General features: G+C 39.3%; 21 protein-coding genes. All 21 read left to right on the top strand.

Features of this window, described 5'->3' with window-relative positions; genetic code table 11:
* The first annotated feature begins 74 nt into the window (after nt 1-74).
* The 21 genes from spoIIR (at nt 75) to QBK89_RS05960 (ending at nt 20,477) form a co-directional block, all read left to right on the top strand.
* Nucleotides 75-683 carry a stage II sporulation protein R gene (gene spoIIR, locus QBK89_RS06060; protein ID WP_284140138.1) on the top strand — a complete coding sequence of 203 codons (609 nt, stop codon included), beginning with the start codon at nt 75-77 and terminating at the stop codon, nt 681-683.
* A 72-nt stretch (nt 684-755) separates the two neighbouring features.
* Nucleotides 756-1,157 carry a GNAT family N-acetyltransferase gene (locus QBK89_RS06055; RefSeq protein ID WP_284140137.1) on the top strand — a complete coding sequence of 134 codons (402 nt, stop codon included), beginning with the start codon at nt 756-758 and terminating at the stop codon, nt 1,155-1,157.
* A 319-nt stretch (nt 1,158-1,476) separates the two neighbouring features.
* Entirely contained in the window at nt 1,477-2,499 is a 1,023-nt protein-coding gene (locus tag QBK89_RS06050; protein ID WP_284140300.1) for an L-threonylcarbamoyladenylate synthase, read from the top strand.
* Between the two features lie 99 nt (nt 2,500-2,598).
* Complete coding sequence (locus QBK89_RS06045) at nt 2,599-3,153, top strand: manganese efflux pump MntP (RefSeq protein ID WP_284140136.1); 555 nt, start codon at nt 2,599-2,601, stop codon at nt 3,151-3,153.
* 197 nt (nt 3,154-3,350) lie between these two features.
* Nucleotides 3,351-3,953, top strand: a complete 603-nt coding sequence (locus QBK89_RS06040; RefSeq protein ID WP_284140135.1) for a low molecular weight protein arginine phosphatase — start codon at nt 3,351-3,353, stop codon at nt 3,951-3,953.
* 26 nt (nt 3,954-3,979) lie between these two features.
* Nucleotides 3,980-5,278: a methyl-accepting chemotaxis protein gene (locus tag QBK89_RS06035; RefSeq protein WP_284140134.1), complete on the top strand. Its 1,299-nt coding sequence runs from the start codon at nt 3,980-3,982 to the stop codon at nt 5,276-5,278.
* A gap of 159 nt (nt 5,279-5,437) precedes the next feature.
* A complete protein-coding gene (gene rpiB / locus QBK89_RS06030; RefSeq protein WP_284140133.1) occupies nt 5,438-5,884 on the top strand; it encodes a ribose 5-phosphate isomerase B in 447 nt (148 codons plus the stop codon).
* Between the two features lie 111 nt (nt 5,885-5,995).
* The gene (locus QBK89_RS06025; RefSeq protein ID WP_284140132.1) at nt 5,996-6,571 is read left to right on the top strand and encodes a TIGR01440 family protein; all 576 of its coding nucleotides are present in this window, start codon (nt 5,996-5,998) and stop codon (nt 6,569-6,571) included.
* 23 nt (nt 6,572-6,594) lie between these two features.
* Entirely contained in the window at nt 6,595-7,830 is a 1,236-nt protein-coding gene (locus QBK89_RS06020; RefSeq protein WP_284140131.1) for a serine hydroxymethyltransferase, read from the top strand.
* A gap of 166 nt (nt 7,831-7,996) precedes the next feature.
* Nucleotides 7,997-8,626, top strand: coding sequence for a uracil phosphoribosyltransferase (gene upp / locus QBK89_RS06015; RefSeq protein ID WP_284140130.1), 630 nt, complete (start codon nt 7,997-7,999; stop codon nt 8,624-8,626).
* 71 nt (nt 8,627-8,697) lie between these two features.
* Nucleotides 8,698-9,819 carry a non-hydrolyzing UDP-N-acetylglucosamine 2-epimerase gene (wecB, locus tag QBK89_RS06010; protein ID WP_284140129.1) on the top strand — a complete coding sequence of 374 codons (1,122 nt, stop codon included), beginning with the start codon at nt 8,698-8,700 and terminating at the stop codon, nt 9,817-9,819.
* A gap of 417 nt (nt 9,820-10,236) precedes the next feature.
* Complete coding sequence (locus tag QBK89_RS06005; protein ID WP_284140128.1) at nt 10,237-12,486, top strand: S8 family serine peptidase; 2,250 nt, start codon at nt 10,237-10,239, stop codon at nt 12,484-12,486.
* Nucleotides 12,487-13,245: 759 nt separating this feature from the next.
* On the top strand, nt 13,246-13,668 hold the full coding sequence (locus tag QBK89_RS06000; RefSeq protein ID WP_330949171.1) for an ATP synthase subunit I: 423 nt from the start codon (nt 13,246-13,248) through the stop codon (nt 13,666-13,668).
* 2 nt (nt 13,669-13,670) lie between these two features.
* A complete protein-coding gene (gene atpB, locus QBK89_RS05995) occupies nt 13,671-14,393 on the top strand; it encodes a F0F1 ATP synthase subunit A (protein WP_284140298.1) in 723 nt (240 codons plus the stop codon).
* Between the two features lie 132 nt (nt 14,394-14,525).
* The gene (gene atpE, locus QBK89_RS05990) at nt 14,526-14,738 is read left to right on the top strand and encodes a F0F1 ATP synthase subunit C (protein WP_284140127.1); all 213 of its coding nucleotides are present in this window, start codon (nt 14,526-14,528) and stop codon (nt 14,736-14,738) included.
* Between the two features lie 177 nt (nt 14,739-14,915).
* Nucleotides 14,916-15,443, top strand: a complete 528-nt coding sequence (atpF, locus tag QBK89_RS05985; protein ID WP_284140126.1) for a F0F1 ATP synthase subunit B — start codon at nt 14,916-14,918, stop codon at nt 15,441-15,443.
* Nucleotides 15,440-15,985 (top strand): F0F1 ATP synthase subunit delta, encoded by a 546-nt coding sequence (locus QBK89_RS05980; RefSeq protein ID WP_284140125.1) that lies wholly within the window; start codon nt 15,440-15,442, stop codon nt 15,983-15,985. Before atpF ends, QBK89_RS05980 begins: the two co-directional genes overlap by 4 nt.
* A gap of 18 nt (nt 15,986-16,003) precedes the next feature.
* The gene (gene atpA / locus QBK89_RS05975; RefSeq protein WP_284140124.1) at nt 16,004-17,515 is read left to right on the top strand and encodes a F0F1 ATP synthase subunit alpha; all 1,512 of its coding nucleotides are present in this window, start codon (nt 16,004-16,006) and stop codon (nt 17,513-17,515) included.
* A 132-nt stretch (nt 17,516-17,647) separates the two neighbouring features.
* On the top strand, nt 17,648-18,505 hold the full coding sequence (gene atpG / locus QBK89_RS05970; RefSeq protein ID WP_284140123.1) for an ATP synthase F1 subunit gamma: 858 nt from the start codon (nt 17,648-17,650) through the stop codon (nt 18,503-18,505).
* A 45-nt stretch (nt 18,506-18,550) separates the two neighbouring features.
* Complete coding sequence (gene atpD / locus QBK89_RS05965) at nt 18,551-19,963, top strand: F0F1 ATP synthase subunit beta (protein WP_284140122.1); 1,413 nt, start codon at nt 18,551-18,553, stop codon at nt 19,961-19,963.
* 115 nt (nt 19,964-20,078) lie between these two features.
* Nucleotides 20,079-20,477: a F0F1 ATP synthase subunit epsilon gene (locus QBK89_RS05960; protein WP_284140121.1), complete on the top strand. Its 399-nt coding sequence runs from the start codon at nt 20,079-20,081 to the stop codon at nt 20,475-20,477.
* The last annotated feature ends 170 nt before the right edge of the window (nt 20,478-20,647 follow it).

Genomic DNA, 20,647 nt, shown 5'->3' with positions numbered 1-20,647 from the left:
AAATAATAGAATACTAGTTTAAAATCGATCTGCCCTGCCCATACTGTGAATAAGTTAATGGGGGGGCATTATTCATGAAAAAGCTATTATTTATCGTTATGATTTTTACTATCCTATTTCTATCGATTCCAACTTTCGGAAAAGGCGAGCAAAGAGATGGAGCAGTCGACTATCAGGTTATTCCTGATGAGGCAATCCGGCTACGAATTCTGGCAAATAGTGATGCGGAAGCAGATCAGAAAATAAAACGTTTAGTGCGAGATAATGTAAATGAGCAAATAACAAAATGGGTTGCACACATTACAGATATTAACGAAGCAAGAGCATTACTTCAAACTAAAATTCCAGAAATTAAAGAAATAGTGGAAAAAACCTTACAGAAAAAATCAATTTCACATAAAGTAAACGTATCCTATGGGAAAAAGGTTACTTTTCCTACAAAGCTATATGGCTCTTATTTATACCCTGCTGGAGAATATGAAGCAGTATTAATTACGATTGGTGCGGGAGAAGGTGCCAATTGGTGGTGTGTCCTATTTCCTCCGCTTTGCTTCTTGGATTTTTCAAATGGTACGACCGTAGCAGCCGAAACAGATGAAAAAGAATTAATCGAACCGGAAGAAGATGAAGAAGAACCGGTGAAAGTTAAATTTTTCTTATTTGAGTGGCTTGGATTGTCATAGCTTTAAAGCTGACTGCATAAAATGATAGAAATTACAGTTTTTAACCTATTAAAAAAAGTAGAGGTGAAAAGGATGAAAATAGTAGCAGCATATCGAGCGCCAATCGAACAGGTGGAGGAGTTTTTACACACAACGGAAAATGTGGAAAAGCATGGCTTGTTAAAAGATGGGTATATTGTCTATATGGATGATAGGATTCAAGGATGCTTTCGATTAACAAACATGGAAGCGGATATATATTGGTTAAAGCAGTTATATATTGCGAAAGAAGCAGCAGCAAGCTTACCTGTATTAATTGAATCTATTCTTCAAATGCTAAAAGGCCAAAATGCCAAAAAAGTATATGTACACAGTCATCAACCAGTAGTAGATCTCTTATTAGAAGCATTGCAATTTTATCCACACCAAACAAAAGAGGTAACAGATAAATATCCACAGGATGGCGGGAACTGGTGGGCATTTCAAGTTTCTTGATTGGTAAAATGGATTTATCAAGAATTGAAGAAAGAGGCTGCCTAGAGTGGAAAGTACAATAACATATTAAAGTTTGAGTTGTTAACATAGTTATGCACATAATCCACATTTTTTGGGGATAATTTGTGCACAAGTTATTCTTAACTCGATCATAATATAAGTAAAAGTAACGTATTTGTAAAGATATAACGTATACAGGCAAACTGTGGATAATAACAGGAGCTTGTATACATTTTTTGTGGATAAAAATAGTTCTTTTTCTTTTGCGTAACCTTCTACTTTCGACTAGAATGTAGGATAGAAAAGAGGTACATTAATGATGGAAACAAAGCGTTGGAATATAAGAAATGAACAAGAGAAAACAATCGAACAAATAAAGGCTGCCGCAAAGCTGTTAGAGGAAGGTTACACTGTGGCGTTCCCAACAGAGACCGTTTATGGATTAGGTGCAGATGCAACAAACGAGCAAGCTGTTAAAGAAATTTTTATGGCGAAGGGACGTCCGCAAGATAATCCATTAATTGCCCATGTAGCAACAAAAGAACAGTTAATGAAGCTTGTGGAAAACGTGCCAGCTTATGTGGATAAATTAATTGAAGCTTTTTCTCCGGGACCACTAACCTATGTGCTACCAAGTAACGGAACGTGTGCTACCAATGTTACGGCTGGATTACAGTCGGTCGGTGTACGCATACCAAGTCACCCTGTTGCCCAAAAGTTATTGCAAATTGTTCAAGTTCCGCTTGCGGCTCCCAGTGCAAATCTGTCTGGAAAGCCCAGTCCGACAACTGCTGAACATGTATGGGAGGATTTAAGTGGAAGAATAGCTGGAATCATAGATGGTGGACCTACTGGTGTTGGATTAGAATCAACAGTAGTAGATTGCACAAGTGATATTCCTATAATTCTACGTCCTGGTGGAATTACAAAAGAAGAGCTAGAAGAAATTGTTGGACCTGTAATGGTCGATCCAGCTTTAATGAACAAAGAAGATCAGCCTAAAGCGCCAGGAATGAAGTACAAGCATTATTCACCAGATGTTCCACTGTGGTTATATTCAGGTGGATTAAGGAAAATTCAAGAAGCAGTGAAAGCAGAACAGAAGCTAGGTAAACGTGTCGGCGTGATGGCAGATACGGATATGGCGACACAGCTTGATGCTGACCATGTTATCGCTTTAGGCGATGATTTAGGAGATATTGCTTCCCATTTATATGATGCACTAAGAACCTTTAAGGAAGAAAATGTCGATGTGATTATTTGCCAAACGTTTTCTGATAAGGGGATTGGTGAAGCCATTATGAATAGACTTCAAAAAGCTGCGACAAAGTGGATAAAATGAATCAACGATAAATTTTATCATGTTCTGGAGGCAAATTGCTGAGACATAATCCCGCTTAGACATGCATATAGTTAACAAGCATGTCCAAGGGGGATTTATATGTCAGAGCAAACACTTGGTGAAATTGTTTCATTGTTCTTTATGTCTATTGCATTAGGGATGGATGCATTTTCAGTTAGTCTTGGAATTGGAATGCAACGAATCCGATTAAAACAGATAGCGATAATAGGATTCGTAATTGGTATTTTTCACGTGCTTATGCCCCTTTTAGGAATATTGGCTGGACAAGCGATATCCGATAAGATAGGAAATTTAGCAACATTGACAAGTGGATTACTGTTAGTCGCTATTGGTTCTCATATGTTATTTTCAGCATTTAATCATGAAGTAAGAAGCCTATGGAATATTGCCGGTATTGGATTATTTTTATTTGCGCTTAGTGTTAGTATGGATAGTTTTTCTGTTGGCTTAAGCTTGGGCATTTCTGGTGTGCAAACTGTATTAGCGCTTGGCTTATTTGGTACCGCAAGTATGGTATTGACGTGGTTAGGAATGTTACTCGGTCGAAAAATGAATCGATGGATCGGCGCATATAGTGAAATATTAGGAGGAAGTATTCTATGTGCGTTTGGATTATTAATTCTTTTTGGCTAACTTTTGAATGACGATAATGGCCATTATTCTAGTACCTTATAAATCCAATAGTATAGTTATTAATTAGTAGGATTAGCATTAATATCCTACTTTTTTGTTTCTCTACAAGTACATCCATTTATGGTATATTATTGGATGTAAGCGGGATAAAATGAGACAATGGTCCTATAAAATAGGAGCTGTGGGAGGAGCTATGAATGAAAATATTATTTGTTTGTACGGGAAATACATGCCGAAGTCCAATGGCAGAGGCCTTGTTAAAGCATAAACTACCAAATGCTAACGTTAAATCAGCTGGGGTGTTTGCTGCAAAAAACCAACGAGCGAGCCAACAAGCAATCGATGTTTTAGCACAAGAAGATATAATGCTAGACCATCAATCCTCTCCAGTTACCACCGAAATATTAAACTGGGCAGATGTTGTACTAACGATGACAACAGATCATAAAAAATCGCTAATTATGCAATTCCCAGATTTTCAAGAAAAGTATTTTACGCTTAAGGAATTTGTTTCAGAAGCCGATAAAAATGTATGGGAAGAGTTAAAGAAAAGGTATGCGGATTATGCAGAAAAGCGCTCAGCTTTTATTCATGAAAATCAGCATAAGCTAGATAACGCGACGCTTAACGAAAGACTTCGGGAGCATGTGAAAGAAGATGTTGAAGTCATCAGACAGTTAGAGAAAAGCCTTATTAATTATGATATATCCGATCCCTTTGGTGGAGATTTTGAAATTTATTATGAAACAATGAAAGAACTTGATACATACATTGAGCTATTAATAAAAAAAATGAAATAATCAAGCTCATTATCAGGAGGAAGAAAATGAAGAAAAAATATCGGTTTAGCTTACGGGTGAAATTAATGCTTTTCACGACAATTTTAGCATTGATTACATATTCAACAAGTGCCTTCTTTTTGTATTATGTACATGATGCCGTTACGTCCTATTTTTCATGGTCATTATCAATGGAAGCATTTACGATTATCACTTTATTGTTGGGAATTATTTGGTCTGGTGTCCTTGCTTATGTAGCTGCTCGTTTTATTACGAAACCACTTGAAAAGTTAGAGCATGTTGCAACAGAAGCTGCAAATGGAAACTTACACCAGGTTGTTTCTATTTCCAATTCGGATGATGAAATTCGTGCGCTTAGCCTTGCATTAGATACGATGCTGACAAATCTTCGGAATATGGTGCAAAATATTGATATGCACTTTGAGCAGACAAATGACACCGTTGTGCAAATGAAACAGGCATCTCACCAAGTTGCACAGTACTCCGGACAAATTAGTGCATCAATTAGTGACATTTCAAAAGGTGCAGAAACCTCTTCAGAGGCGATACAACAAACTGTAGAAGCGGTAGAGCTTGCAACAACACTTGCAGAAGAAGTGCAAGGGAAAGCTGTACAATCTAGTAAGAAATCGACTACGATGCTGGAAACGCTGAAGGAAAGCACGTTAGTTGTGAACGAGCTTGTAGCAGGAATCCAAAAAATGGTGGAAGAGCAGGAAGCTTCCCTCAAGGATGTCGATAATCTAAAGCAAAACGCGGAGCAGGTAGAATCCATTATTACAATGGTTGGTGAAATTGCTGAACAGACCAATCTGTTAGCATTAAATGCTTCGATTGAAGCTGCTAGAGCGGGTGAGCATGGTAGAGGCTTTGCGGTCGTTGCCGAGGAAATACGGAAGCTTGCTGATCAAAGCGGAGATGCTGTACAACGTATTTCAGCATTGATTACAGCCATTCAAGAAGATGTTTCACAGGTTGTTATTCAAATTAACGAAAATGTAAATGATGCAAAAAAAGAAGCGGAAAATGGGGCTCATACAAATGCATCGATTGGAAAAATGTCAACTTCAGTCGAAGAAGTAGCAATGGAAATTGAATCTATTTCTTCGCTAGTCGATAAACAGCTTGAGTCCATTCAAAATACGGCATCACAATCTCAAGAAGTGGCAGCAATTGCCGAGGAAACATCTGCTGGAGCTGAGGAAGTAAATGCATCGATTCAAGAACAAGCTGTTACGATTGATACGGTAGACAAGCTGGCACATGAATTGGAGATACAAGCGAGTACGTTAAATAAACAAATTCAACAGTTTAAGCTCACATAAACGTATAGTCCAATTGTTAACAATATACGTCATATTCTGTTAGAATAAAGCTGTTAGAGTGAAATGTTACAAGTGACAGTCTGGTTGTCTTTACTTTTTGAAATAGTGTAAAATGAAGCTATTATGGATGACATCAAGAAATAAAGGAGCGGACAAAAAATGAAAGTAATATTATCAGCCGATCATGCAGGAATGACAATTCGTAATGAAGTAAAAAGCTTGCTAGATGAGATGGGAATCGAATATGAGGATACAGGCTGTAGCTGTGAAACCTCGGTTGATTATCCAGACTATGCTTTACCAGCTGCAGAGCGTGTAGCGAACGGTGAATTTGATCGAGGCATTTTAATTTGTGGAACCGGTATTGGCATGTCTATTTCAGCTAACAAAGTAAAAGGAATTCGCTGTGCGTTAGTGCATGATGTTTATAGCGCAAAGCTAACGCGAATGCATAATAACTCGAATATGATAGCAATGGGTGAACGAGTTATTGGCCAAGGTCTTGCTAGAGAGATTGCGAAGACATGGCTGGAAACAGAATTTGAAGGTGGACGCCATGAACGAAGAATTGAAAAAATCACTTTGTATGAAAATAAACACGAATAAATAGGATTTTTGAACAATGGCAGGGAAGGACTATATCTTTTCCTGCTTTCTTCAGAAATTTTTCTTTCGTTAAGGTGAGCTTCATTCAATGGAACGATCGAGGTGATTTAAATGAAAGAGCTATTGCAGCAAATAGAAACAGATATGAAAACGCTTATTACTGAATGGGTAGATAACGACTATCTAAATGGAGGCGATCTATTCGTTGTCGGGTGTTCGACAAGTGAAATAGCAGGTAAGCGGATTGGTACAGCCGGAAGCGAAGAAATCGCAGCCGCTATTTTTAAGCAATTGCAGCAGTTGCAAAAACAAACAGGTATTGAGCTTGTTTTCCAATGCTGTGAACATTTAAATCGGGCATTGGTTGTGGAGCAGGAAACGATGAAACGTTCCCAGCTTGAAGCCGTTTCCGTAATTCCGCATCGAAAAGCAGGGGGCGCGATGGCCACCTATGCTTACAAGCATTTAAAGCACCCGGTCGTGGTGGAGAGCATAAAAGCGGATGCGGGAATTGATATCGGTGAAACGATGATTGGCATGCAGCTTAAACATGTAGCAGTTCCGCTCCGCTTTCAAACAAAAACAATTGGTAACGCACGGCTGAATGGTGCAAAGACAAGACCAAAGCTAATTGGTGGCGAACGCGCAGTTTATCAAGATTCGTCTCTAAATCAAAGCTGCAATTAATTTAAAAAACAGGGGGATTTTTCATGAAGCATGTAAAACAAGCAGATCAAGAACTTTATGAAGCAATACAGGCGGAAAAAAAACGTCAACAAGATAAGATTGAGTTAATTGCCTCAGAAAACTTTGTTTCTGAAGCAGTCATGGAAGCAATGGGCTCTGTTTTAACGAATAAATATGCAGAGGGGTATCCGGGAAGACGTTATTACGGTGGCTGTGAACACGTTGATGTTGTAGAAGACTTAGCACGAGATCGTGCAAAACAGCTTTTTGGGGCAGAGCATGCGAATGTTCAGCCGCATTCAGGCGCACAGGCGAATATGGCTGTTTACTTTACGATTTTGCAACCAGGTGACACGGTGCTTGGCATGAATTTAAATCATGGAGGTCACCTAACGCACGGAAGTCCTGTGAATTTTAGTGGGACATTATATAATTTTGTCGATTACGGTGTAAGCGAAGAAACCGAACAGCTTAACTATGATGATGTGCTCCATAAAGCAAAGGAAGTAAAGCCAAAGCTAATTGTTGCTGGTGCAAGTGCCTATTCTCGTACAATTGACTTTGCAAAGTTCCGAGAAATTGCCGATGCAGTTGGCGCGTATTTAATGGTCGACATGGCGCACATTGCAGGACTTGTTGCCGCAGGCTTGCATCCAAATCCTGTTCCATATGCGGATTTCGTGACGACAACAACACATAAAACCCTTCGTGGCCCACGTGGTGGTATGATTCTGTGTAAGGAGGAATATGCGAAAAAAATTGATAAGTCGGTATTCCCAGGAATGCAGGGTGGTCCATTGATGCATGTGATAGCAGCGAAAGCAACATCTTTTAAAGAAGCACTATCCGATGATTTTAAAGTGTATTGTCAACAAATTATTTTAAATGCAAAGGTTTTAGGTGAAGCGCTCGTTGAAGAAGGAATTCGTATTGTATCTGGTGGGACCGATAACCACTTGCTTCTATTAGATGTAACACCATTACATTTAACTGGAAAAGTGGCGGAGCATGCATTGGATGAAATTGGCATAACGACCAATAAAAATACAATCCCGTTTGATACAGAGAGTCCATTTGTAACGAGTGGGGTTCGTATTGGAACAGCAGCAGTAACAACACGTGGATTCAAAGAGAAGGAAATGAAGGAGATTGCTGCGATTATTTCATTAACCCTTAAAAATCATGAAGATGAAGCGGTGCTAAAGGAAGCGGCAGCTCGTGTTTCTGCACTTACAGCCACGTTTCCGTTATATGCATAACTTGGTCAAGGATGCTCCTTTTTAGGGAGTATCCTTTTTTCAGTGCATGCATGAATCTGCGCTATAATTGAAAGGATAAGAGTGGAAATTAAAACGATGCTTGAATCCTAATCAATTTTTCAGTACAATTTTAAAGATGTAATTAATAAGAAGGAGTGGACACATTATGGGTAATGTACATGTTTTAGATCATCCGTTAATTCAACATAAATTAACGTACATAAGAGATAAGAATACGGGGACAAAGGAATTTCGCGAGCTTGTAGATGAAGTTGCTATGTTAATGGCATTTGAAATCACAAGAAATTTACCATTACGTGAAGAAAAAATTGAAACGCCTGTAATGGAAATGAATGCAAAAGTATTGGCAGGAAAAAAGATTGGACTAATTCCAATCTTGCGTGCAGGCTTAGGTATGGTGGATGGCATGCTTAAATTAATTCCAGCTGCACGAGTTGGCCATGTTGGCTTGTACCGTGACCCAGAGACACTTGAACCTGTAGAATATTATATAAAGCTTCCTTCTGATATATCTGAACGTGAATTAATTGTGATTGATCCAATGTTAGCGACAGGCGGATCAGCAAATGATGCCATCCATTCTTTAAAGAAACGTGGTGCGAAACATATCCGCTTAATGTGCTTGATTGGTGCGCCTGAAGGTGTCGAGCGAATTCGTGAAGCACATCCAGATGTTGATATTTATTTAGCAGCTCTCGATGAAAAATTAGATGAAAAAGCGTATATTATTCCAGGGCTTGGAGATGCAGGCGATCGTTTATATGGAACAAGATAACTAGGCTGAAGCGTTGCATTCCGAAACAAGAGAAAGTGAATGCACTTTCAGAAAAAAGTGGAGGGAATATATTGGGGAAGCGTATAAAGGTTATGACGATTTTTGGTACACGACCAGAAGCGATCAAAATGGCACCATTAGTATTAGAGTTAAAGAAACGAGTGGACGTATTTGAACCGATTGTTACGGTAACTGCGCAGCATCGTGAAATGCTCGATCAAGTGCTAGAGATTTTTGATATTACGCCTGACTACGATTTAAATGTAATGAAGCAACAGCAATCACTTGCACAAATTACCACACGTGTTTTAGAAGGATTAGATGAATTGATGAAAGAAACTAAACCAGACATGGTTTTAGTGCACGGTGATACGAGTACGACGTTTGCTGCTTCACTTGCAGCATTTTACAATAAAATTGCAGTCGGCCATGTTGAAGCTGGTTTACGTACCTGGGATAAGTTTTCTCCGTATCCTGAAGAAATGAATCGTCTACTAACCGGAGTAATCGCGGATCTGCATTTTGCTCCAACAGAAAAATCAAAGCAAAACCTATTACAGGAAGATAAACGTGCAGATCATATTGTTGTTACTGGTAATACAGCCATCGACGCATTAAAAACGACGGTAAATGATTCCTATAAAAATGCTATCTTAGATGAAATCGCGGACAAGCGTCTTGTCTTAATGACTGCACATCGACGTGAAAATCTAGGCAATAACATGGAGCAAATGTTTCGAGCAATTAAACGACTAGTGGATGAACATAAGGATATCCATGTTATATATCCAGTTCATTTAAATCCAGTAGTTCGCCAAACAGCAGCTGCTATTTTAGGAGAAACCGATCGAATTGATTTAATTGAGCCGCTTTCGGTGATCGATTTTCATAACGTTGCTGCTCGTGCCCATCTCATCTTAACAGATTCTGGTGGTGTCCAAGAGGAAGCCCCATCTTTAGGAGTGCCAGTCCTTGTTCTAAGGGATACGACAGAACGTCCAGAAGGAATCGAGGCTGGAACATTAAAGCTAGCAGGTACGGATGAGAACACAATCTTTTCACTTGCTAATGAACTTTTAACAAATGATGTAAAACATGCAGAAATGGCGCAAGCATCTAATCCATATGGAGATGGTAAAGCATCACGACGGATAGCAGATGCGATTATAGATTACTTTAAGACGGAAAAATAATCGCTCTTACAGTACAAGGTATAAAAAGGTTTCGTTCATATGAACGAAACCTTTTTGTTGTGGGAGAGTGGAAGGAAATCAACGATCGGCAGTTAAAGGATTACAGCGATAGGGAAGCTACCCAAGTGCTAGTTTTTCATAAAATGAAAACGATTCGCAGATGTATTATTTTCATTTATTAACAAAAGCTACAGATAAAAAGACCTGCTGCGATATGTTACGTAGTTATCATAGTACAATCTGTTTAAAATTTGTTATCTGGAATGTAAGGCGGAGACTCCTGCGGCAATAGCATGATTCTTGAGTCCCCACAGCGAGCGTTCATTGTGAGCGAGGAGGCTCAAGCCCGTGGAAAGCGTCGGCCTGTAGAGATAGGTAGAAAACAATGCCTAAATATACAATGCGAGGAGAAATGGCATGCACCAAATTAAGCAAATATTTTACATTTTTTTATTCATGTTAATGCTTGCAGCTCCCACTGTTACATTTGCTTTTTCAGATTCCTCCACTAGTCAAAAACAACAATCTATTATTATTGAAGTAGATGGGAAACCACAGGAACGAAAGGAATATATTGAGACATACTACCCTTCATTAGATGTCATTGCTACGTACGAAAAATTGTTTCAAGGCCTTGCGTTAAAAGGAGATGTTAGAAAACTGGAGAAGCTTGCTACATTAGAGTTTGTAAAAACGATGCATGCGGTTAGAACGTACGAAGTGGATAAAATAGAGATAGGAAAATCGGAAGCTGATCAATTGCGCAGTTCGTTTCAAACAAAACGAATGCTGCAATCGGCATTGGGAGAAAATAATTACTTACCACACGAAATGAATCAAACTCCATATACGGGAAATGGAGTGAAAGTTGGCGTCATTGATACAGGAATCGATTATACCCATCCAGATTTAAAAACGAATTATGCTGGTGGCTATGATTTAGTGGATTTAGATAAGGATCCTATGGAAACAAAACCAGCAGAAGGTATAGCGACTCTCCACGGTACACATGTAGCAGGTATTATTGCTGCAAACGGTACTATGCAAGGCGTTGCCCCAAATGCAAGGATCTATGCATATCGAGCGCTTGGCCCAGGCGGAGTTGGAACTTCTGTACAAGTGATTGCGGCATTGGAGCAGGCGGTAAAGGATAAGATGGATGTGATTAATTTATCTTTAGGAAATACGATAAATGGCCCTGATTATCCAACGAGTCAGGCAGTTAACCGGGCAACAGAGCTTGGGGCTTCTGTTGTCATTGCAAATGGCAATAATGGTCCAAGTCGCTGGACAGTTGGCGCGCCCGCAACAGCGACTAAAGCTATCTCAGTTGGCGCATATGCTAGTCCAATCGAAAAACCAATGCTATCGATTGAAAAAGAAGATAAAACCATTGCGATACAATCAATGCACGGAGCAATCCCTTGGAATTTGATGAAGGATTATGAAATTGTCCAAGCAACGAAAGCGGAAGATTTAGCAGGAAAGATTGCTTTATTTTCACGTGGTAAAATTCCTTTTTCTCAACTAGCAAAACAAGCGGAAGAACAAGGAGCAGTGGCGGCACTCATCTATAACAATGAAGAAGGAAGCTTTCAAGGTACAGTAGCAGATAGCGCGGACACATTATCCATTCCAGTAGCTTCCATTTCCAAGCAATCGGGATTGTGGTTAAAAAACTATAGTGAGCAATTGTATCCGTTTGTTGCAACACGTTATGAAATAGAAAATGCAACGGTAGCCCCGTTTAGCTCACGTGGACCGGTAACAATGAATTGGAAGGTAAAACCAGATCTTATTGCTCCAGGTACAAATATTGTTAGCACGGTTCCCGGAGGCTATCAAAGTCTGCAAGGAACAAGTATGGCAGCTCCGCATATAGCAGGTGTTATCGCTTTACTAAAGGAAGCTCGTCCATCTTGGTCTAATGAAAAAATAACCGCCGCACTGAAAACGACGGCAAATCAACTCGTAAAGGAGTCTGGCCAATCAATTGAGCCAATTGCCCAAGGAACAGGATTAGTAAATCCTATGAAGGCAATAAATGCAAAGACGATCATTTATAATCAATCCATAAGCTTTGGCAAAATTGATGCATTTCGTAAAACGAACGTAACTAATATAACAATCGAAAATACAAGTAATACACCTCAAACGTTTACGTTTCATATTCCAATTAAAAAGAACGGAATAAGCTGGCATTTACCACAAAGATTTACGATTCCAAAGCATGCAAAGAAAAAAGTTCCAATTGAGCTTTCAGTTACTTCTAATTTGTTAAAGGAAGGACTACATCAAGGCTGGCTTACCTTAAATCAACAAGATCAAACCTATCATTTACCGTATGTTTTTCTTAATAAGACAGCGGATTATCCGAGAGCAATGGGCTTTAGCTTTGAATTAGAACCATTTTCAGAAGATGAATTTACGTACCAGCTGTATTTAGCAGAGGCTGCAAAAGAGGTACGCATTGAACTGTATGATCCAGATACATTAATCTATGAAAGAACATTACTTCAGCTAAAAGATGCATCAGCAGGTTTAAATGATGGGAAAATGGATAAAGCGGATCTTGGGAAACCAGGCCTATATAAAGTAATGCTTACTGTTCATTTGGAGAATGGCACATTTGAAAATCATGAGCTAGATTTTCAAATTTTACCCTAGCATGAGTGCTTGTCATAAACCCTCGCCCTTAAATGGGAAGTGTTTCAAAGTACAAGAAGGAAGCACTTCCTGAAACTTATGGTAGTTCGACTTGTATCTAAAAATATTGGAGGAAGCCACTTTTTGCTTCCGAGAAATAGATTCGAATAAGTATATAACCACAAAGAAAATAGGAACTACTTTTCGTTTCATTAATTTCTTCACATAAATGTCAAATAATCACCTATCATAATCCGATATAATAGAGGATAAGGTTCTCTTGCAAATACTTTTATTTATAGGGTGAATTTTCAAGCGCTAAACACCAAGCTCCTCTGAAAATGAGAAGCAGGTGTTTTCATTTTTTCATTAATGATTAGAAGCGAATAAACAGGACACGTAAAAGAACAAAAATTTCTCGTCAAACACCCAAAAAATAAGCGGGAATAGATTTACAAATAAACGCATAAACCAATTGACAACAGGTTATTGCTATTGTAAACTTGCTTAGTGTGGAATGGTATGGTTTTCATTGTAAACTGCAATATTTGCGCATTTTTGTCGAAGCGTGCAAATTCTCTTAGAAAACGCACCTGGATAGAAACATTGATAGGAATTTTTCTTTCAAACTTAAAAGAAAGAAGCAATTACATTCTTCATTATGAGGAGTGTTGAATTTCTGCGTATGTTTTTTGTGAAAAATGAGCAATCTTCCTCGGAAGGTCTTCATTTCACGTTTCCAGTACATAATTAATCTTAATTCAAAGAGAATAACAATAAATGGGTGAAATCCAAGCGGGAGAAGAATGGAAGATGTCAGATTATGAACAAATGATAGTTAGACAACGGAAATGGATGCTTTACCTTCTCGCGATGTTTTTGCTTGGAGCTGGAATCACTCCATTTATGGAGGTCTTTCTAGGTCTGTTGTTGGGAACGATTGCAAGCTTTTATAACCTATACCTGTTGCAAAAAAAGACGCTTGAATTTACAGAAGCTATTGCAAGAAAACAATCTTCTCGAGGTATAGGGATGCTGTCAAGGTTCGCAGCTGCAGCGCTAGTCGTTCTGATTGCACTTCGATATGAAGAACAATTCCATATTATTGCTGTCATAATAGGATTAATGACTTCCTATATAGTCATTATGATAGATTTTATGATGTTTCAAAATAAGGATAAAGCTGGAAAGAGGGGTGAATAATGATGAATCATGGTGCACCGATAGTGGAAGACATTTTTGGCATTCCTTGGATGGATGTAAACCTATCTAATATTTTAATGATGTTTATCACATCGTTGATTGTATTTTTACTAAGCGTCTGGGGCGCAAGAAAATTACAAATGAAGCCAACAGGTGCGCAAAATGTCATGGAATGGATTCTTGAATTTATTAAAGGAATCATTAATGACACCATGGATTGGAAAACAGGGAAGCTTTTCTTACCACTAGCAATAACGCTTTTCACGTACATTCTTGTTGGAAACATGCTAGGGGTAATGACGAATGTAGTCGTTGGTGGAGATGTATGGTGGAAATCACCAACTGCTGATCCGGGGATTACGTTGACTCTTTCGGCGATGGTAGTTATTTTATCCCATTATTATGGTGTTAAGATGAAAGGTGGAAAAGAGTATGTTAAAGACTATTTTCGACCAGTGCCATTTTTGTTTCCGATTAAAATTATTGAAGAGTTTGCCAATACATTGACATTAGGTCTTCGTTTGTTTGGTAACCTTTACGCTGGTGAGGTATTATTAAGCTTGCTTGTAGGGCTAACAACCTCTGGCGTGTTAGGCTTCGTCTTTGGATCTGTCCCGTTTCTTGCATGGCAAGGATTTAGTGTGTTTATTGGAGGGATCCAAGCGTTTATATTCACCATGCTTTCAATGGTTTACATTTCACATAAAGTCAGTGAAGATCACTAATCGATTGTGGAATTATCCCATTGCGTATAAGCAAGCAGTACATGAAAACATTAAAAAACCAGTTTTAGTAGGAAACTATTAAAACCGGAAATAATATTAAAATGATAAAAATCATTGAGGAGGATTTATATTATGGGAGCTTTAGCAGCTGCAATCGCAGTAGGATTAGGTGCATTAGGTGCAGGTATTGGTAACGGTTTGATCGTGAGTCGTACAGTGGAAGGAATCGCACGTCAACCAGAATTAAAAGGTCAATTGCAAACAACCATGTTTATTGGTGTTGGTTTGGTTGAGGCGATGCCTATTATCGCAACCGTTATTGCTTTGATCGTAATGTTCCAGTAAGCGGCAATTTTACTCCGGTTTACTGATGCTTGAAAGGAAATTTCCTTGAGCAGGCAACCTATTCATGGCGAAGGATATCTTTTGAAGAAAACTTCGCCGTTGTTTTTAATGAATTAGCCGAAACAATCATGAACGATACAAAAAGGTTTACCAATCAAGGTGAAAGGAGTGAATATTGTGCAAGCATTTACTGGACTTACACATGTTTATGCTGCGCTTGGTGGCTTTCGTCCGTTAGAAATGTTCATTCAGCTATTCTTCTTCGTTGTATTGCTATTGCTAGTGAAAAAATTTGCTTGGGGACCTGTTGTTTCCATGATGCAAAAACGTGAAGAATATGTAGCAAGTGAAATCGAAGCAGCTGAAAAGAGCCGTGCGGAAGCAGAGGAATCCTCTAAAAAAGCCGCAGAGCAATTATTGCAGACGAAACAAGAAGCACAAAAGATTATTGAAGATGCGAAACTTGCTGGGACAAAGCAAGAGCAAAATATTATTGAATCTGCTCGTCAAGAAGCAGAACGCATTAAGCAAGCTGCACAAGCTGATATACAAAACGAAAAAGAAAAGGCATTGCAAGCACTTCAAGATAAGGTTGCATCCTTATCCGTTCTTATTGCAAGTAAAGTAATTGAAAAAGAAATTAGTGCACAAGATCAAGAAAAATTGATCAATGAATATATTAAAGAGGTAGGAGAAGAGCGATGAGTGAAGCAATAGTTGCCAAACGATATGCAGATGCTCTTTTCCAGCTTGGGAATGATAAGGCTGCACTAGACCAGTTAATGGAAGAATTCCGTGTAGTCAAACAAGTGTTTCAAGAAGATAAGCAGCTTCGTGGATTTCTCGCACATCCTCGTATAACGCTTTCACAAAAAACGACATTTATTGATGAAGTGTTTAAGGATTGCTCGAAGGACGTCCTTAATACACTTAAACTTCTTGCAGAGCGTCATCGCGTAGCACTAGTACCCTCGATTATCGAAAATTTTATTAATCTGGTCAATAGTGCAAGAGGCGTTGCAGAAGCAACAGTACATTCTGTTCGAAAGTTATCCGATGCAGAACTGAAGGATTTGGAGACAACTGTTGCCAAACGCTTCAATAAAAGTGTTGTTCATCTTGAAAACAAGGTTGATCCTTCCTTACTTGGTGGGATTAAAATCCGCATTGGAAATACGATTATTGATGGTACGATTAGCGGGAAATTAAAACGTATCGAACGAAATATTATAACTTCGAACAATTGATGATAGGGGTGAAATGGTATGAGCATTAAAGCTGAGGAAATCAGTCTACTGATTAAACAGCAAATCGAATCATTTGATTCTGATATAGAAGTAAGTGATGTCGGAACAGTTATTGAAATTGGAGACGGTATCGCTCGTGCTCACGGTCTTGATAATGTCATGGCTGGAGAGCTAGTAGAATTTTCAAATGGTGTAATGGGAATGGCGCAAAACCTCGAGGAATCGAACGTAGGTATCGTAATCCTTGGTCCTTACACTGAAATAAAAGAAGGCGATGAAGTTCGTCGTACAGGTCGTATTATGCAAGTACCAGTTGGAGAGGAATTATTAGGACGCGTGGTGAATCCGTTAGGACAGCCTATTGATGGTAGAGGTCCTATCGAAACATCAAAAACAAGACCAATCGAATCTCCAGCACCGGGCGTTATGGCACGTAAATCTGTTCATGAGCCATTACAAACAGGTATTAAAGCGATCGACGCACTCGTTCCAATCGGACGTGGGCAGCGTGAATTAATTATCGGTGACCGTCAAACAGGAAAAACGACAGTCGCAGTAGATACAATCCTTAACCAAAAAGATCAAGATATGATCTGTATTTATGTTGCGATTGGACAAAAGGAATCTACTGTTAGAGGAACTGTTGAAACCTTCCGTCGCTATGGTGCACTTGATTATACGATCGTCGTTTCTGCTGGAGCATCTGATCCTGCTCCATTGCTTTATTTAGCACCTTATACAGGCGTTACAATGGGTGAAGAGTTCATGTATAACGGAAAGCATGTTCTCGTTGTATATGATGACTTATCCAAGCAAGCGGCAGCATATAGAGAGCTTTCCTTGTTGCTTCGTCGTCCTCCAGGTCGTGAAGCATTCCCAGGGGATGTATTCTATCTGCATTCACGTTTATTAGAGCGTGCTGCAAAGCTTAGTGATGCACTAGGTGGAGGTTCATTAACAGCACTTCCTTTTGTTGAAACACAAGCTGGCGATATTTCAGCATATATTCCAACAAACGTTATTTCAATTACAGATGGACAGATATTCCTACAATCGGATTTGTTCTTCTCTGGGGTACGTCCAGCAATTAATGCCGGACTTTCTGTTTCCCGTGTAGGTGGATCCGCACAAATTAAAGCGATGAAGAAGGTTGCAGGAACACTACGTCTTGATCTTGCATCATTCCGTGAGCTAGAAGCTTTTGCTCAGTTTGGCTCTGATTTAGACAAAGCAACCCAAGCAAAGCTTAACCGTGGGGAACGCACTGTAGAAGTACTTAAGCAAGGGCTGCATAAGCCGTTAGTAGTAGAAAAGCAAGTAATGATTCTCTATGCACTAACAAAAGGATTCCTAGATGATATTCCAACTATGGATATTACACGTTTTGAAGAAGAATTCCATGTATGGCTTGATAACAACCGTGCTGAATTACTCGCTTCTATTCGTGAAACTGGTAACCTTCCAGAAGCAGCAGATATGAATGATGCAATTGAATCATTTAAGAAAACGTTCTTGCCTACTGAAAAATAAGAAATAACATTTTCTTCTATATAAAAGAGTTTGGAGATGGAGAGTGTGAGAGGAATAGAATTATTCTGCTATTTCAACTCAATCTCTCGTTTTCAACCTCCGACCTTATATTAGGAAGGGTGGTGAAAAAGCTTGGCATCACTTAGAGACATTAAAAATCGAATTGACTCTACAGAGAAAACAAAGCATATTACAAAAGCGATGGAAATGGTTTCTGCGTCCAAAATGGCACGAGCAGAACAAAATGCAACAGCTTTTGTTCCATATAGCGATAAGATTCAAGAAGTTGTAGCACATCTAGCGGTAAACTCGGATGCAAGTCATCCAATGCTGCAAAAGCGTGCTGTAAAGAAAACAGGCTATTTAGTAATTACTTCTGATCGTGGCTTAGCTGGTGCATATAACAGTAGTGTGCTTAGAAAGCTATATCAAACAGTTCAAGAGCGACATCAATCTGCTGAAGACTATACAGTAATAGCGATTGGTCGTATGGGCTATGAATTTTGTAAAAAACGAGATATGCCAATCGCACAAAGTATATTAGGACTTTCAGATCAACCAAGCTTTGCAGATATTAAAAAGCTTGCCTCTGAAACGGTTCAAATGTTCAGTGATGGAGAAATTGATGAGCTTATCATTTTCTATAATCACTATGTAAGTGCCATTTCACAAGTAGTAACGGAAAGAAAGGTATTACCAATTACGAACATTGACTCGACTGCAGCATCAAGCAGTCAGTACGAGTATGAGCCGAATGAAGAGCAGATTTTAGAAGTGCTGTTACCACAGTATGCGGAAAGCTTAATATATGGTGCATTACTTGATGGAAAAGCAAGTGAGCACGCAGCGCGAATGACTGCTATGCGTAGTGCTACAGACAATGCGGAAGACCTTATTGATGGGCTTACATTATCTTATAACCGCGCGCGCCAAGCAGGAATCACACAAGAAATTACTGAAATTATTGGTGGGGTAGCTGCCCTAGAATAAGCAAGCTTGTCTATGTTTATAAGCAGTAAGTTAGGAGGGAAATCGATGAGCAAAGGACATGTTACACAGGTTATGGGACCAGTCGTTGACGTTAAGTTCGATGATGATAAGCTTCCTGAAATATACAATGCACTAACTGTCCAAATGAATGCTGATGCAGGCTCTTCAGAAAAAACAGAGCTTACATTAGAGGTTGCACTTCATCTAGGTGATAACACAGTAAGAACAATTGCTATGTCATCAACAGATGGTGTGCAACGTGGCATGGAGGTTACGGACTTAGGAAGACCGATTTCTGTACCAGTAGGTGAAGTTACCCTAGGTCGTGTATTTAACGTACTTGGAGAAAAAATTGATCTTGACGAACCATTGGCTGCAGATACGAGAAAGGATCCAATCCACCGTGAAGCGCCAAAATTCGAAGACTTATCAACTGAAACCGAAATTCTAGAAACAGGAATTAAGGTTGTTGACCTTTTAGCACCATATATTAAAGGTGGTAAAATCGGTCTATTTGGTGGTGCCGGAGTTGGTAAAACGGTATTAATTCAGGAATTAATAAACAACATTGCCCAAGAGCATGGTGGTATTTCTGTATTTGCCGGAGTTGGAGAACGTACTCGTGAAGGAAATGACCTTTACTATGAAATGAAAGATTCAGGTGTTATCGCTAAAACAGCGATGGTATTTGGACAAATGAACGAGCCACCAGGAGCACGTATGCGTGTTGCATTAACTGGTTTAACCATGGCTGAATACTTCCGTGATGAACAAGGGCAAGACGTACTTCTGTTTATCGATAACATTTTCCGTTTCACACAAGCGGGATCTGAAGTATCAGCGTTATTGGGACGTATGCCATCAGCGGTAGGTTATCAGCCAACCCTTGCAACAGAAATGGGACAATTACAAGAACGTATTACTTCAACGAATAAAGGTTCTGTTACTTCCATTCAAGCGATTTATGTACCAGCGGATGACTATACAGATCCAGCGCCAGCAACAACTTTCGCGCACTTGGATGCAACAACTAACTTAGATCGTAAGCTATCTGAGCAAGGTATCTATCCTGCTGTGGATCCATTAGCATCGACTTCTCGTGCACTAGATCCAGAAGTAGTGGGAAATGAACATTACGAAATCGCACGTGAGGTACAACGTACGTTACAACGCTATAAAGAGCTTCAGGACATCATTGCCATTCTTGGTATGGATGAGCTATCCGATGAAGATAAGCTAACAGTTGCTCGTGCACGTCGTATTCAGTTCTTCCTATCACAAAACTTCCACGTTGCTGAACAGTTTACTGGACAGCCAGGTTCTTATGTACCTGTTAAAGAAACAGTACAAGGCTTTAAGGAAATCCTTGCTGGAAAGTATGATGATCTACCAGAAGATGCATTCCGTTTAGTTGGTCGCATCGAAGAAGTTGTAGAAAAAGCAAAAAGCATGGAATAATATGGATGAGAGATGTAGGTTAGGAAAGTAGCGAATAAATGTAAATTCAACTACTACCTTAACAGGTTTTCCAAATAACGGAAAATACATCCTGCATGTCCAAGGAGGGGTTACATTGAAAACACTAACTGTGAGTGTTGTTACTCCTGATGGTCCAGTATTGGAAGATAGTTATGAAATGGTTAGCTGTAAAGCGGAAAACGGTGAGCTTGGTATTTTACCTGGTCATATCCCTTTAGTTGCTCCACTAACAATAAGTGCAGTCCGACTAAAGCGTGGAAATGATGTTGATCGTCTCGCTGTAAGTGGTGGATTTTTAGAAGTTCGCCCCGATAAAGTAACGATTCTTGCGCAGTCCGCTGAAAAGCCTTCAGATATTGATGTAAGCAGAGCACGTGAAGCAAAACAACGAGCTGAAAGTCGCTTACAGTCAAGACAAGACCATGTCGACTTCCATAGGGCAGAATTAGCACTCAAACGGGCTATGAACAGATTGAATGTTGTTCAACGCTAACATAATATTAAAGAACTCTCATAACAACTTGTTATGGGAGTTTTCTATTACTGGTTTTAAAACCACAGGCTCTGCCTGTGTGAGAATTCAACTTGTAGAGTTGTAACAGACAAATCTCCTTTCGGTATAATAGAGCTGGCCGTCAAACCGACTCTATATACGAAAGGAGA

Source organism: Virgibacillus sp. LDC-1 (genome assembly GCF_030137545.1).
GTDB lineage: Bacteria > Bacillota > Bacilli > Bacillales > Amphibacillaceae > LDC-1.
Note: the sequence above shows the minus strand (reverse complement) of the source record. Positions and strands in the feature narration are given on the sequence as shown.